This is a genomic window from Aurantimonas marianensis, assembly GCF_024195285.1.
In the GTDB taxonomy this organism is placed as follows: domain Bacteria; phylum Pseudomonadota; class Alphaproteobacteria; order Rhizobiales; family Rhizobiaceae; genus Aurantimonas; species Aurantimonas marianensis.
In genome coordinates this window covers 1-13,905 of the sequence record NZ_JALHBS010000098.1, presented here as the reverse complement: position 1 = coordinate 13,905, position 13,905 = coordinate 1, and the positions used below count along the sequence as shown (strand labels likewise).

The 13,905-nt window shown below is 64.8% G+C and carries 12 protein-coding genes and 1 tRNA gene; 9 read left to right on the top strand and 4 right to left on the bottom strand.

The features are described 5' to 3' along the window. The first annotated feature begins 110 nt into the window (after window positions 1–110). Genes MJ956_RS15445 through MJ956_RS15435 form a run of 3 tightly spaced genes read left to right on the top strand, consistent with a single transcriptional unit; the run spans window position 111 to window position 3,483 of the window. Complete coding sequence (locus MJ956_RS15445) at window positions 111–1,118, top strand: type II secretion system F family protein (RefSeq protein ID WP_253965335.1); 1,008 nt, start codon at window positions 111–113, stop codon at window positions 1,116–1,118. Between the two features lie 8 nt (window positions 1,119–1,126). Next, window positions 1,127–2,098, top strand: coding sequence for a type II secretion system F family protein (locus MJ956_RS15440; RefSeq protein ID WP_423724896.1), 972 nt, complete (start codon window positions 1,127–1,129; stop codon window positions 2,096–2,098). Between the two features lie 2 nt (window positions 2,099–2,100). Continuing rightward, on the top strand, window positions 2,101–3,483 hold the full coding sequence (locus MJ956_RS15435; protein WP_253965333.1) for a pilus assembly protein TadG-related protein: 1,383 nt from the start codon (window positions 2,101–2,103) through the stop codon (window positions 3,481–3,483). A 491-nt stretch (window positions 3,484–3,974) separates the two neighbouring features. On the opposite strand, the gene MJ956_RS15430 is transcribed toward MJ956_RS15435, so the two are convergent. Then, window positions 3,975–4,048 (bottom strand) — tRNA-Gln (locus MJ956_RS15430). A gap of 305 nt (window positions 4,049–4,353) precedes the next feature. Between MJ956_RS15430 and MJ956_RS15425 the strand changes: the two genes are divergently transcribed. Both MJ956_RS15425 and MJ956_RS15420 read left to right on the top strand, forming a co-directional pair. Further along, window positions 4,354–5,796 carry a Ppx/GppA phosphatase family protein gene (locus MJ956_RS15425; RefSeq protein ID WP_253965332.1) on the top strand — a complete coding sequence of 481 codons (1,443 nt, stop codon included), beginning with the start codon at window positions 4,354–4,356 and terminating at the stop codon, window positions 5,794–5,796. Next, window positions 5,793–6,527: an RlmE family RNA methyltransferase gene (locus MJ956_RS15420; protein ID WP_253965331.1), complete on the top strand. Its 735-nt coding sequence runs from the start codon at window positions 5,793–5,795 to the stop codon at window positions 6,525–6,527. Before MJ956_RS15425 ends, MJ956_RS15420 begins: the two co-directional genes overlap by 4 nt. A gap of 87 nt (window positions 6,528–6,614) precedes the next feature. Here MJ956_RS15420 and MJ956_RS15415 read toward each other — a convergent pair whose 3' ends face one another. Continuing rightward, window positions 6,615–6,857, bottom strand: a complete 243-nt coding sequence (locus MJ956_RS15415; protein WP_253965330.1) for an excalibur calcium-binding domain-containing protein — start codon at window positions 6,855–6,857, stop codon at window positions 6,615–6,617. 188 nt (window positions 6,858–7,045) lie between these two features. On the opposite strand from MJ956_RS15415, the gene guaB reads away from it, so the two are divergent. Both guaB and MJ956_RS15405 read left to right on the top strand, forming a co-directional pair. Next, the gene (gene guaB, locus MJ956_RS15410; protein ID WP_253965329.1) at window positions 7,046–8,551 is read left to right on the top strand and encodes an IMP dehydrogenase; all 1,506 of its coding nucleotides are present in this window, start codon (window positions 7,046–7,048) and stop codon (window positions 8,549–8,551) included. 10 nt (window positions 8,552–8,561) lie between these two features. Continuing rightward, window positions 8,562–8,984, top strand: coding sequence for an MAPEG family protein (locus MJ956_RS15405; protein ID WP_253965328.1), 423 nt, complete (start codon window positions 8,562–8,564; stop codon window positions 8,982–8,984). A gap of 8 nt (window positions 8,985–8,992) precedes the next feature. Here MJ956_RS15405 and MJ956_RS15400 read toward each other — a convergent pair whose 3' ends face one another. Continuing rightward, window positions 8,993–10,153, bottom strand: coding sequence for a PQQ-dependent sugar dehydrogenase (locus MJ956_RS15400; RefSeq protein ID WP_253965327.1), 1,161 nt, complete (start codon window positions 10,151–10,153; stop codon window positions 8,993–8,995). 159 nt (window positions 10,154–10,312) lie between these two features. Continuing rightward, window positions 10,313–11,263 (bottom strand): hydrogen peroxide-inducible genes activator, encoded by a 951-nt coding sequence (locus MJ956_RS15395; RefSeq protein ID WP_253965326.1) that lies wholly within the window; start codon window positions 11,261–11,263, stop codon window positions 10,313–10,315. A 115-nt stretch (window positions 11,264–11,378) separates the two neighbouring features. Between MJ956_RS15395 and MJ956_RS15390 the strand changes: the two genes are divergently transcribed. Both MJ956_RS15390 and MJ956_RS15385 read left to right on the top strand, forming a co-directional pair. Then, complete coding sequence (locus MJ956_RS15390) at window positions 11,379–12,881, top strand: catalase (protein ID WP_253965325.1); 1,503 nt, start codon at window positions 11,379–11,381, stop codon at window positions 12,879–12,881. Window positions 12,882–13,006: 125 nt separating this feature from the next. Beyond that, window positions 13,007–13,905, top strand: an 899-nt coding sequence (locus MJ956_RS15385; protein ID WP_253965324.1) for an RsmB/NOP family class I SAM-dependent RNA methyltransferase, incomplete at its 3' end; no start/stop codon positions are given.

The following is a 13,905-nucleotide window of genomic DNA, read 5'->3' as shown; positions in this document are numbered from 1 at the left end:
GGGCGGCCGGCGTTCTGGGAGCGCGCGCGCTACTACAACGAGGAGCGACGCCTGGCGGCGGCGCTCGACGCGAGCAACGCCGCCGAGCAGAGCGCGGTGGCCGTGTGATCATGTTGTATGACGGCCTCACCCCGACCACCTTGACCTACGCTCTCGCGGCGCTTTGCTGCGGTGGCCTGCTTCTTTCCCTCGTCTATCCCGGCGGCGCCAAGCGGCGCGCCTACGAAAGCCGCTTCACCATGATCGCCACCAGCGGTCCGGCGTTAGCCGCGCCAAACCGCGACGCCGAGAACGCCCGCCGCAAACGGTCCGTCGAGGAAACCCTGCGCGAGATCGAGGAAAAGCAGAAAAGTCAGGCGAAGCGCAACAGATCGAAGCCCCATTTGATCGTGCGTTTGCGGCAGGCCGAACTCGGCTGGTCGAAACGAACCTATTATCTGGTGTGCGTTGCCGCTGCCGTCCTGACCTTCCTCGGCGTGGTGGCGGCGGGAGGCGAACCGCTTGCGGCCAGCGGTTTCGCGATCGCCGGCGGCCTGTTTCTGCCGCACCTCTTCGTCGGTTTTCGGCGCAACCGCCGCTTCAAGCGTTTCACCGCCGAATTCACGTCGGCCGTCGACGTCATCGTACGCGGCATCAAATCCGGCCTGCCGCTGAGCGATTGCATGAAGATCATCGCGACGGAAGCACAGGAGCCGGTGCGCAGCGAATTCAAGACGGTCGTCGAGGATCAGACCCTCGGCATTCCGATGGACGAGGCCGTGCAGCGCCTCGCCGAACGGGTACCGCTGTCGGAGGCCAATTTCTTCGCCATCGTGATCGGCATCCAGGCCCGCAGCGGCGGAAGCCTGGCCGAAGCGCTCGGCAATCTTTCCAAAGTGCTGCGCGAGCGCAAGAAGATGCGGGCGAAGATCAAGGCGATGAGTTCCGAAGCCAAGGCCTCAGGGGGCATTATCGGTTCGCTGCCGGTCATCGTCGCCGGCCTCGTCTACGTCACCACCCCCGACTACATCTCGCTGCTGTTCACGGAGACCATTGGCAACATCGTCCTGGCAGGGAGCGCCGTGTGGATGGCGTTCGGCATCATGGTGATGCGCAAGATGATCAATTTCGATTTCTGAGGGCGATGATGGACTTTTCACTCATCCCGGCCGATCCGAAGCCCGTCATCGCCCTTCTGTCCGCGTTTTCGAGCTTTTCCGCCATCCTGTTGGTGAGCTGGCCGTATCTCGCCCGCGATACGCTCGGCGACCGGATGCGGCAGGTGGGAGAGGAAAGAGAGCGCATTCGCCTGCGCGAACGCTCCGGTCTATCCGGTCGCAAGGACCCGCTGCTGCTGCGGGCGCCGCCCAAGAAGTTCTATCAGGCCATCGTCGACCGCTTCAACCTGTCCGAGCAGGTCGGCGACGGCGAGATCGCCCGGATGCTGTCGCGGGCCGGCTATCGCGGCCGAGGCCCGGTGGTCGGCTTCCTGGCTGCCCGCCTTCTCACTCCCCTCGCCATGTTCGTCGCCGCCCTTGCTTACATGCTCATGTTCCTCAACGAAGCGACATCGCTGCTTCCCAAGATCGCCATCGGTCTGGGCGCCGCCTATTTCGGCTATTACCTCCCGATCATTCTTTTGAAAAACCGGACGACCAAGCGGCAGATGTCGATCCGTCGCGCCTGGCCCGAGGCGCTCGACCTGATGCTGATCTGCGTGGAATCCGGCATGAGCGTGGAGGGCGCATTCCGCAAGGTATCCGAGGAGATCGGTGTGCAATCGGTCGAGCTCGCGGAGGAGATGAACCTGACGACGGCTGAGCTTTCCTATCTTCAGGATCGCCGCAAGGCATTCGAGAATCTCGGTCTGCGAACCGATCTCGACGGGGTGAAAGCCGTCGTGACCAGCCTCATCCAGGCCGAGCGCTACGGCACACCCGTCGGTCAGGCCCTGCGCGTGCTGGCCCAGGAAAACCGCGACATGCGCATGAGCGAGGCCGAAAAGCGAGCCGCCGCGCTGCCGCCGAAGCTGACCGTACCGATGATCCTGTTCTTCCTTCCCGTGCTTTTCGCCATCATCATCACACCGGCGATCATTCGGGTCATGCAGGCGCAATGACCATGCCAAAAGCTCCGCACACCACCGATAGCAACCGGCGCCACGCCGTCACAGCGACCGCGCCGCACCGAACCGCGCGCCTCGGCTGCGTCCGCCGGCTTGCAGGCGAGGCATTGCATCGGTTTGCCGGCGATCGGATCGGCAGTACGTCGGTGATCGCGGCCATCATGTTTCCGGTCGTCATCGGCGGCATCGGCCTCGGCGTCGAGACCGGCTATTGGTACATGACCCAACGCGAATTGCAGCACGCGGCCGATGTGGCCGTCCACGCCGCCGCCGTCCGCAAGCGTTCCGGAGATACCGCCGACAGCATGCGCACGGCCGCGCTTTATATCGCCAACCAAACCGGCTTCTCGGGTGCGTCCGGCGATTTCATCGTGAATTCGCCGGTCTCGACCGGACCAAATGCCGGCGATCCGGATACGGTCGAGGTCCTGCTGTCGCAGATCGAGCCGCGATTGTTTTCGGCGATCTTCAGCAACGAGCCCATCGACATCGGCGCGCGGGCGGTCGCCAGGATCAACGAAACGGCGAAGGCTTGCATTCTGGCCTTGTCGCCGTCCGCATCGGGAGCCGTGACGGTTTCGGGCTCCACATCGCTCAGCCTGACCGGCTGCGACGTCGCTTCCAATTCCAACGCATCGGATTCGTTCCTGATGCAAGGTTCGGCGACCTTGTCGACCGGGTGCATCTATGCGGTGGGCGCGACAGTAACCACCGCAGCTCTCGATCTGTCCGATTGCGACCAGCCGAAGGAATATGCCGCGCCCGTCGCCGACCCCTATGCCGCGGTCGCGGAGCCGGTGGTCCAGGGGACATGCCAGAGCAAGAACGTCGGCAAGCCCAATAGCGCGACCACGCTGACGCCGGTCGAAAACCACCCCAGTGGCGTCGCCGCAATGCGCTTCTGCAACGGCCTCAGTATTAAGGGAGACGTCGTCTTTCAGCCAGGTCTCTACATCATCGAGGGCGGCGACTTCACCGTGAACGGCGGCGGCGCCGATCCCGAGGCGGCCGGCCTCGTCGGATCGGGCGTGACATTCTTCCTGACTAACGGCGCCGGGTTGAAGCTGGGAGGCAATACCCGGATGAACCTGTCGGCGCCGACGAGCGGACCGTTTTCAGGCATCCTGTTCTTCGGCGGACGCGACCAGATCGGCGTCGCCCACACCGTCACCGGTACATCCGACTCCATCCTGCAGGGTGCCGTTTACCTACCGGCGGGCGATCTGAAGTATCGCGGCAACTCGAGCACCGGCGACGGTTGCACCCAGATCGTCGGCTACACCGTCGATCTCAGTGGCAACTCCACCTTCGAATCGCATTGCGAGGAGGTTGGCGGCAGCGACATCGTCTCCAGCGCGAGCATCCGCATCATCGAATAGCTCGCCCATCAGTTTCTATGCTTGTCGGAAATCCGCTCACGCGCAGAAGAGGCCGGATGTGCCATATCAGGGGGCCGGCTCGGGGCTCTTCCTGTCGGTTCTTTACGAAACAGAATAGCAAGCAGTTCGGCGCTCCGCGCTTGCGTCATGACCATCGTCCGAATGCCTTCCAATCGCGCGTTCAACTGCATGGCCAATGACTTGGCATGGGCATGCTCGGTGATTTCCAGGCTGAGGGAAAGGTGCTTCCTGCGGCCGCAGCTGCTGGTGGCGGCCGGAAGTCTCGGCCGCCAATAACAGACGTTTCCCGGCGGGACGCGGTTGGAAAACATGGTGTCGTAGGGACATTGCCTGTCTTGCTTGCCGCCAAGGAACGGGAGGGCTTGCGCTCCAGTCCTGTGTCACGGTTTGACGCACCAGATCGGCATGGGCCGCGGAAGGATTCCCAGCGAAAGGGAATCTGGCAATCAAATCGACGATCGAGAGCAAGATGGCTGGGGAACCTGGATTCGAACCAGGACTAACGGAGTCAGAGTCCGTGGGTCTACCGTTAACCTATTCCCCACCGTGGCGGCCGCCTGCCGACGCCGCGGATGAAAGCTCATATAGACGCAGCCGGCGCGACTGTGAACCCTCCAGCGCGATTTTTCCGTGACCCGCTGGCTCCGGACCGAAACGCCCTTCGCGGCGGTTGCCGCTGACCGGGAACGCAAGTCCATCGACCGGCCGGGCCGATCGGCGAGCCGGCCACCGACACGCCCGGCGCCGTGTCTGCCCTTGTGCTGTTCATAAGGCTTGCTACACTCGACAGCGAATAAGCCAACAAAGGCGCCATGACGTCCGGCAGGATGGCGGCGCCGGAGAGACAGTGTGAGTGACCATGACATCGGTGGGGGAAACCATCCGTCTTCGGAACTGAACGGGGTTTTTCATCCCGGCTCGTCGGCGCCATCCCCGCACGGGGCGGGCGAGGGCGGGCAGTCCCTGACCAAGCGGCAGCGCCGGCGGCGACGCAAGACGGCCGCCAAGAACGCGGCGCTCCCCGACGCCGCGGCCAAGACGGCGAAAGACGACGATCGGTCGGCTGGCCGGGCGGAACTGCGTGGGGCGCGAAAACCCCGCCGGCGCCGCCCTCGAAGCCGCGCCGCAATGCCAGCTGCCGCAGCGCCGGATGCCGTCGCGGCGGCGTCGGATGGGGCGAGGGGCGCTGCCGCATTGGCCCGCGCCGAAGCGACTCCCGGTCGCTGTTCGGCCGGCGGGTCAGCGCCCGCCCGTGCCGTGCGACCGGCGCCTTCCGCGCATCGCCCGCCCGCCTACGCCGCGCTCGATCTCGGCACCAACAATTGCCGTCTGCTCATCGCGATCCCGACGCGGCCTGGCCAGTTTCGGGTTATCGACGCGTTCTCGCGCATCGTGCGGCTCGGCGAAGGCCTCAGCCGCACCGGCAGCCTGTCGCGCGGCGCGATGGACCGGGCGATCACCGCCCTGGGCATCTGCGCGCAGAAACTGGCCGCGCGCGATGTCGGCAACATGCGTCTGATCGCCACGGAAGCCTGCCGTCAGGCCGCCAACGGCGCCGAGTTCATCGAGCAGGTGGCGCGGCAAACCGGACTTGAGCTGGAGATCGTCACCCGCGAGACCGAAGCGCGGCTGGCGGTCTCCGGTTGCGGCTCGCTGATCGATCGCTCGGCCAAGGGCGCCGTTCTGTTCGATATCGGCGGCGGCTCGTCCGAGATCGCGCTGCTCGATCTTCGCGGCGGCTACACGCGCCGGCTGGCAAGCCGCATCGTCGCATGGACCTCGCTGCCGGTCGGTGTGGTGACGCTGGCCGAACGTCACGGCGGCCGCGACATCACGCCGGAGCTGTTCGAGCAGATGGTGGTCGAGACGGTGGCGATGATCCATCGCTTCCCCGAGCGCGACCGGCTCGGGTCCGTCGTTGGCGGTGACCGCTTTCATCTGCTCGGCACGTCGGGAACGGTCACCACGCTGGCCGGTGTGCATCTCAATCTCGAACGCTACGACCGTCGCCAAGTCGATGGTCTGTGGCTGGCCGACCGCGAGGCCGACGAACTGGTTGCCAGGATCGCCGGATGGAGCTTCGACGAACGGGTCGCCAATCCTTGTATCGGCAGCGATCGTGCCGATCTGGTGCTGGCCGGCTGCGCCATCCTGCAGGCGATTCGCCGGGTCTGGCCGGCTCGGACGTTGCGGGTGGCCGATCGCGGCCTGAGGGAAGGGCTGTTGACCGAGATGATGGTCGCCGACGGCGTCTGGCGGCGGAACGAACCGACGAGAAAGACGGGCGGATGAGCGGACGCGGCGACGACCGGAGCCTGACGGTCAAGGTCAAGAAGAAGCGCGGGGTGAAGGCGTCCTCGCGGCGCTGGCTCGAACGTCAGCTCAACGACCCGTACGTCCGCCGGGCGAAAGCCGACGGCTATCGCTCGCGGGCGGCCTACAAGCTGATCGAGATGGACGACCGCTACAAGCTGCTGAAGCCCGGCCTGAGAATCGTCGATCTCGGCGCGGCGCCGGGCGGCTGGTGCCAGGTCGCGGTCGAACGCACCGGATCGAGCGGCGACGACATCCGCGTCGTCGGCATCGACTATCTGGTGGTCGAACCGGTCCCCGGCGCGACGATCCTCGAACTGGACTTTCTCGACGATACGGCCCCCGCCCGTCTGCTCGAAACGCTGGGCGGCGATCCCGACATCGTCCTGTCCGATCTGGCGGCGCCCACTACCGGCCACCGCCAGACCGATCATTTGCGCACCATGCACCTGTGCGAGGTGGCGGCGGATTTCGCCCTTCGTACCCTCAAGCCGGGCGGACATTTTCTCGCCAAGACATTCCAGGGCGGGACCGAGCGCGATCTTCTCAACCTGCTGAAGCAGAATTTCGTCAGCGTCCATCACGTCAAGCCGCCGGCCTCGCGCGAGGGCTCGGTCGAACTCTATCTGCTGGCCAAGAGCTTCAAGGGCAAACGCCTTCCGGCCGCGGCATCCGAAAGTGACGATGAAACCGCCGGATCGCAGGTCTGAGCGCATCCACTTCGTCGATTGCCCCGCCGGCGGACGCCGTCCCTTAGCCTGTGGATCGGGAAAACGGAACAGGCAGGAGAGTTATCGTCAACGTGAGCAGCCGATCTCGGCCATGATGGCGACGACATCGGCGCGTGAGCGGCAGACGTTCTCGCAGGGGATACCGTCATTGTCTCCATCGGCGCGCGGGTGCTGTCCGGCGCACCATGCGATGACCGCTTCGCGGCAGGTCGAATAGGACTTGCAGCTGGCTGCTCGCGCTTCGAGCGTGAAGCCAGTCAGGACAAGCGCCGACAGAAAAATTGCCCGGGATTTGCGCTGATCAAGCATGAACCGTCCGTCCGACTTCATCTTATCGGTGCAGACAACAGGGCGTAAGCCCAAAGGGCAAGCGACAAAGACGCATCGCGATCGCGGCCGTGTCCTTTCAAACGTCACGTGGTCGTGCTAGCAGCCCGTGCCAATCCTTTTCCCGCCCGACTCGCTGTCCGGCGGACGAATCATCCACGAGGACTGGCATGGCCCGCATCATCGAAACCGCAACCGGTATGACCGCTCTCACCTTCGATGACGTCCTGCTGCAGCCGGGCCATTCGGAGGTGATGCCGGGGCAGGTCGATCTTCGTACGTCGATCACCCGGACGCTGAAGCTGAACATTCCGATCCTTTCGGCCGCCATGGACACGGTGACCGAAGCCCGTCTTGCGATCGCCATGGCGCAGGCTGGCGGCATCGGTGTGATCCATCGCAACCTGACCCCGACCGAACAGGCCGAGGCGGTCCGCCAGGTCAAGAAATTCGAGAGCGGGATGGTTGTCAATCCGGTGACGATCGGGCCGAATGCCACGCTCGGCGACGCCCGCGCGCTCATGCAGCGGTACCATATTTCCGGCATTCCGGTGGTCGAGAACGGCGGCAAGGGCGGGCAGACCACGGGGCGGCTCGTCGGTATCCTCACCAATCGGGACGTGCGCTTCGCCTCCGACGAGCGTCAGCCGATCCATGAACTGATGACCAAGGACGAACTCGTGACGGTTCGAGAGACCGTCGCTCAGGAGGAGGCCAAGCGGATTCTCCACCATCACCGGATCGAGAAGCTCGTCGTCGTCGATGGCGACAATCATTGCATCGGCTTGATCACGGTCAAGGATATCGAGAAATCGCAGCTCAACCCGGACGCCTCGAAGGATGCGCAGGGGCGTCTTCTGGCGGCGGCCGCGACCAGTGTCGGCGACGACGGCTTCGAGCGGGCCGAGCGGCTGATCGATGCCGGCATCGACCTCCTGGTCATCGACACCGCTCATGGCCACTCCCAGCGGGTACTGGATGCGGTCGCGCGGGTAAAGCGGCTCTCGAACGAGGTCCAGATACTGGCCGGCAACGTCGCCACGCCCGACGGCACCAAGGCGCTGATCGATGCGGGAGCGGATGGCATCAAGATCGGCATCGGGCCGGGCTCGATCTGCACCACGCGGATCGTCGCGGGCGTCGGCATGCCGCAGTTCTCGGCGATCATGGGCGCCGCGGAAGAGGCGGACAAGGCGGGCGTCCCGGTGATCGCCGACGGCGGCATCAAATTTTCCGGCGACCTCGCCAAGGCGCTTGCCGCCGGTGCCTCGGCGGCGATGGTCGGATCCTTGCTCGCCGGGACCGACGAAAGCCCCGGCGAGATCTATTTGCATCAGGGCCGCTCCTACAAGGCCTATCGCGGCATGGGCTCGGTCGGCGCGATGGCGCGCGGCTCCGCCGATCGCTACTTCCAGGCCGCGGTGCAGGACACGTTGAAACTCGTGCCGGAGGGCATCGAGGGCCAGGTCGCCTACAAGGGCCAGGTTGCCGCCGTCCTGCATCAGCTGGCCGGCGGCCTGCGCGCGGCGATGGGCTATGTGGGGGCGCGCGATCTGGAGACTTTCCGGCGCGAGGCGCGGTTCGTGCGCATTTCCAGTGCCGGTTTTCGCGAAAGCCACGCTCACAATGTCATGATTACCCGCGAAAGTCCGAACTATCCGGGCGCTGGGGGCTGAGGCGCGCCGGATGAGTGAAAGCACGGCGATTTTCTGGCCAATGATCGTTCACGCGGGGCTGACCTTTGCGGTCTATCCGATCCTGTTCAACCGCCGAAAGGCTGCGGTGAAGGAACGCTCTGCGCGGTTCGAGGATTTCAGGACGCCGGTTCGCGAGCCGGAACAAAGCGCCGCGGCGGCGCGCAATCTCAGCCACCAGTACGAGCTTCCGGTGCTGTTCCACGTGGTCTGCCTGGCACTATTCGTAACCGGGGGCGCCGGGTGGCTCGCGGTCTCGCTGGCTTGGCTCTTCACGCTGTCCAGGCTGGCCCACGCCTACATACATCTCGGCTCCAATCAGCTGAGCCAGCGTATTCCGGCCTTCGCGGCCGGGCTGGTTCTCGTCGGACTTCTGTGGTTGTCGCTCGCCGTGCATCTCGTCTTGGGCGGATGAGGACGTGGTCAGTCTGAGGTCTTTGGCATCAGCTTGAGCAGTCGTCCGCCGGCCCGGTCCTCAAGCAGCCACAAGGCGCCGTCCGGCCCCTGCTCGACCTCGCGGATGCGCGCACCCATGTCGAAACGCTCCGCCTCGGTTGCGAGATCGCCATTGTTCTGCTTTTCGAAAACCACGCGCACCAGCGCCTGGCTCGACAGTCCGCCGATGAAGCCCGAGCCTTGCCATTCGGGGAACAGGGCGCCCGCGTAGATGACCAGGCCCGAGGGAGAGATCACCGGGTTCCAATAGACCTCTGGAGCGGCGAAATCCGGGCGCGTGTCGTGCTCCGGGATGCCGCTGCCGTCGTAATTGTCGCCGTTGGAGACGACCGGCCAGCCGTAGTTCCGGCCGGGCTCGATCAGGTTGATCTCGTCGCCGCCGCGCGGACCCATCTCGTGCTGCCAAAGAGCGCCGTTTGAATCGAAGGCGATCCCGAGCATGTTGCGGTGGCCAACGCTCCAGAATGTCTTCGCGAGATCGCCCTGGTCCTGGAAGGGGTTGTCTTGCGGCACGGAGCCGTCGTCGTTGAGGCGGATGATCTTGCCGAGATTTTGGTCCATGTCCTGCGCGGGCGTCTTCTTCTGACGGTCGCCGGAGGTGATGAACAGCTTTCCGTCCGGCGCGAAGGCGAGGCGATGGCTGTAATGGCCGCGGCCGCTCACCTTCGGCTGCTGCCGCCAGATGACGTCGATATCGCGCAACGACGGGCCATCGGTGCCGCGCTCCAGCACCGCTCTGGCGACGGCGGCGCCGCGCGTGTCGCCGTCACCGGCCTCCGCATAGGAGAGGTAGATGATTTTGTTATCGGCGTGATCGGGATGCAAAATGACGTCGCCTAAACCACCCTGGCCGCCATAATCGACCTCCGGAACGCTGCGGATTTCGGTCTTCTCGCCATCTTGGGTCACCAGGAAAAGCTTGCCGGGCTTTTCTGTCACGAGCAGGTCGCCGCCGGGCAGAAATGTCATTGCCCACGGCTCGTTGAACTCCGTGACAGGCGTCGCCGTTACTGTCTGTCCGCCAGCGGTGTTGAGGTCGAAGCTCTGGGCGATGGCGGAGGCGGCGAAAACAAAGGTTGCCATCGACGCGATCGAGATTGGCAGTGCGTTATGGTTCTCACGCCTCATGATCGGGCTCCCGCTCGGTTGATAACTGGTCACGTCGGCATCGTAAGCCTTCCGCGCGCTCCACTGTTCCGTCACCCCTTTGTGAAGCGTGCGAGCGATTTCAGCCCGTGAGCGCGGAATGCGGGCGGAAGACCGGCGCCGGCTTTTGCTCATTCCGCGTTATCCACGTCGGGTTGTCCTTGGCCTCGGCGCACCGGAGGTTGGGCGTCGGGGAACGGCCTCGTCCTCGCTGCTGCGGCCGATGAGCGCGGCCAGCGCGTCGAAATCGCGCCTTCGGGCCGTTGATGGACGGAAGGCGAGGGCGATCGTCCGGAATGGCGCTGGCGCCTCGAATGGCCGGATCGCGATGCCGCCGCCGCTGGTCTCGTCGGCGATCGCCATCTGTGGGATCAGCGTCGCGCCCAACCCGCCGGACACCATGCGCAGGATCGTCGTCAGGCTGGTCGCGGCGAGTCCCGACATGTCTCCCGCATCGGCGGTACGGCAGATTTCGAGCGCCTGGGCGCGCAGGCAGTGCCCTTCTTCCAGAAGGATCAGGCGCTCCTGCCGGAGTATCTTCAGCGGCACGGGACTCGGCAGGCGGTCGGCCTCGGCCACGGGCAGGGCCAGATGGAAGGCATCGTCGAAGAGCGCGATGGTTTCCAGGTCGGACCCTTCGACCGGCAGCGCCACGATGGCGCAATCTATCTGGCCCGCCGTAAGGTCGGCGAGCAGCCTTTCAGTCACGCTCTCGCGGATCTCGCATGCAAGCGTCGGGTATGCGCGGCCGAGTTCGCGTAGGATGTTGGGCAGGAGATAGGGCGCCGCGGAAGGGATAATGCCGAGCCGAAGCCGCCGGCTGAGCAATTGATCGCCCAGGCTGGCGAGATTCTCGAGTTCGTTCACTTCCGAAAGGATGCGCTGGACGCGCTCGCCGATAAGCGACCCGTCGCTGGTCAGCGAGACGCCGCTGGCGGCACGGTGGAACAGCGGTCCGCCGAAGAATTCTTCCATCTGGGCGATCTGCGCCGAGAGCGCCGGCTGACTGATATTGAGCCGCTTGGCCGCTTGGCCGAAGTGGAGCGTCTCACTGAGCGCGTGGAAATAGCGAAGCTGCCGGAGGGTGATCATCTCGATAGGATAAACTGATCGAGGTGAATGGCAAATACGATTGGAGATTATCAGGCGTGCCGGTATGATGGGCTGGAGAACCTGGAAATTGATCGAGCGAAGGGAGGCCTGTTGCATGGCTGACAATACGAGATTGACGACGACTGCCGGCGCGCCTGTGTCCAGCAACCAGAACTCGAAGACGGTGGGACCGCGCGGTCCGGTTCTTCTAGAGGACTACCAGCTGATCGAGAAGCTGGCCCACCAGAACCGCGAGCGCATCCCCGAGCGCGTCGTTCACGCCAAGGGGTGGGGTGCCCACGGCACCCTGACCGTTACCGAGGACGTGACCAAGTATAGCCGCGCCAAGGTGTTCAAGCCGGGCTCGAAGACGGAGATGCTGGCGCGATTCTCCACCGTCGCCGGCGAACAGGGCGCCGCAGACGCCGAGCGCGACGTGCGCGGCTTCGCGCTGAAGTTCTACACCGAGGAAGGCAACTGGGACCTGGTCGGCAACAACACCCCGGTGTTCTTCGTTGGCGATCCCTACAAGTTCCCCGATTTCATCCACACGCAGAAGCGCCACCCGCGCACCAACCTGCGCTCGGCGACCGCCATGTGGGACTTCTGGTCGCTCTGCCCGGAATCCCTGCATCAGGTCACCATCCTGATGTCGGACCGTGGCATCCCGACCGACCCCACCCGCATGAACGGTTATGGCAGCCATACCTTCTCGCTGTGGAACGATCAGGGCGAGCGCTTCTGGGTGAAGTTCCACTTCAAGACCCAGCAGGGCCATGCCCATTTCGTCAATGAGGAGGCCGAGAAGGTCATCGCCAAGTCGCGCGAAAGCTATCAGGAAGCGCTCTACGGCATGATCGAGGCGGGCGACTTCCCGAAATGGACGATGTTCATCCAGGTCATGCCCGAGGGTGAAGAGGTTCAGTTCGAGGAGAAGACCGGCTGGAGCGCCTTCGATCTGACCAAGGTCTGGCCGCACGGCATGTACCCGCTGATCAAGGTCGGCGAGATGGAGCTGAACCGCAATCCGGAGAACTACTTCTCCGAGATCGAGCAGTCGGCCTTCAATCCGTCGAATGTCGTGCCGGGCATCGGCTTCTCGCCGGACAAGATGCTGCAGGGACGCCTGTTCTCCTATCCGGACGCGCACCGCTACAGGATCGGCACCCATTACGAGGCGCTGGAAGTCAACAAGCCGAAGTGCCCCGTCGCGCACTACCATCGCGACGGTACCATGCCGTTTGGCCTGCGTACCAACCCGGACGCCTATTATGAGCCGAACAGCTTCGGCGGTCCGGTGGAGGATCCGAGCGTCGAGGAGCCGCCGCACCGCTACGCGGGCCAGGTCGGGCGCTACGACTTCCGCGGCGAGGCCGATCATTACAGTCAGCCGCGCGCGCTCTTCGAGCTGTTCGATAAGGGCCAGAGGGAGCGCTTGTGCGCCAACATCGCGGGCGCGATGCAGGGCGTGCCGCAGTTCATCGTCGATCGCCAGCTGGCGCATTTCGACAAGGTGCATGCCGATTACGGCGCCGGCGTTCGCAAGGCAATCGCCGAGCAGCCGCGTGACGATGCCGAGGCGAGCCTCAGCACCAGCCACAGCGCCGCGGCCGAGTAGTCGCGGCCGAACGGCCTAACCAGATGATCGTCCAGCGCAGTGGCTGCTCGATGCTGCTCGATGATGAAGGGCCGGGAGCAATTCCGGCCCTTCACTTTTCCAAGCCGCGACCATAGGAGTTCGCCATGCGTCTAGGTGGTCGGATCGCCGCTGCGATTGAAATTCTCGAAGACATTGCCGCGCGCCATCGGCCTGTGGCCGACGCCCTGAAGGATTGGGGCCTCTCCCATCGCTTCGCCGGTTCAGGCGACCGCGCCGCCATCGGCAACATCGTCTACGATGTCCTGCGCAAGAAGCGCTCGCTCGGCTGGCGGATGGAGGATGATTCCGTCCCGGCGCTAGTTTTTGGGGCGGTCCTCGATGGATTGGACATGGACGTGAAAGAGTTGGCGACGAGGCTCGACGGTGACCGCTTCGCACCCGACATGCCCTCCGCCGACGCTTTCGCGGCGTTTCGCACCCGTGACCTGTCGACCGCGCCCGGCGCCGTGCGCGCCGACGTGCCGGATTGGCTGGCTGCCCATTTCGAACAGGCGTTCGGGGAGGGCTGGACCGACGAGGCCGCCGCCCTCAGCGCGCGCCCGCCGCTCGACATGCGGGTCAACACGCTGAAGGTCGATCGCGAGAAACTGGCGAAGGCGCTGGCGCCCTTTGCCGCCGAACCGTCACCCATAAGTCCGCATGGCCTGCGGATCGCGCCGGTCGATGGCGCCGGCCGTCATCCCAACGTCCAGGTTGAGGCGGCCTTCCAGAAGGGCTGGTTCGAGATCCAGGACGAGGGCTCGCAGGTCGTCTCGCTGCTGGCCGGCGCGCGGCCCGGCCAGCAGGTGCTGGACTTCTGCGCCGGAGCGGGCGGCAAGTCGCTGGCGCTGGCCGCGAACATGGAAAACACCGGCCAGATTCATGCCTATGATTCAGATCGCCAGCGGCTCGCGCCGATCCATGACCGGCTGAAGCGCGCCGAAGTCCGCAACGTTCAAGTGCATGCGCCGCGCGACGATCTTTCCGACCTCGAAAGCCGCAT

What these genes read in the sequence shown, in the direction of transcription:
- MJ956_RS15405 (WP_253965328.1), top strand. Translation starts at nt 8,562, where the DNA reads ATGAGTGAAAGCACGGCGATTTTCTGGCCAATGATCGTTCACGCGGGG.
- MJ956_RS15440 (WP_423724896.1), top strand. Translation starts at nt 1,127, where the DNA reads ATGGACTTTTCACTCATCCCGGCCGATCCGAAGCCCGTCATCGCCCTT.
- MJ956_RS15395 (WP_253965326.1), bottom strand. Translation starts at nt 11,263, where the DNA reads ATGATCACCCTCCGGCAGCTTCGCTATTTCCACGCGCTCAGTGAGACG.
- guaB (WP_253965329.1), top strand. Translation starts at nt 7,046, where the DNA reads ATGGCCCGCATCATCGAAACCGCAACCGGTATGACCGCTCTCACCTTC.
- MJ956_RS15400 (WP_253965327.1), bottom strand. Translation starts at nt 10,153, where the DNA reads ATGAGGCGTGAGAACCATAACGCACTGCCAATCTCGATCGCGTCGATG.
- MJ956_RS15435 (WP_253965333.1), top strand. Translation starts at nt 2,101, where the DNA reads ATGCCAAAAGCTCCGCACACCACCGATAGCAACCGGCGCCACGCCGTC.
- MJ956_RS15445 (WP_253965335.1), top strand. Translation starts at nt 111, where the DNA reads ATGTTGTATGACGGCCTCACCCCGACCACCTTGACCTACGCTCTCGCG.
- MJ956_RS15420 (WP_253965331.1), top strand. Translation starts at nt 5,793, where the DNA reads ATGAGCGGACGCGGCGACGACCGGAGCCTGACGGTCAAGGTCAAGAAG.
- MJ956_RS15415 (WP_253965330.1), bottom strand. Translation starts at nt 6,857, where the DNA reads ATGCTTGATCAGCGCAAATCCCGGGCAATTTTTCTGTCGGCGCTTGTC.
- MJ956_RS15390 (WP_253965325.1), top strand. Translation starts at nt 11,379, where the DNA reads ATGGCTGACAATACGAGATTGACGACGACTGCCGGCGCGCCTGTGTCC.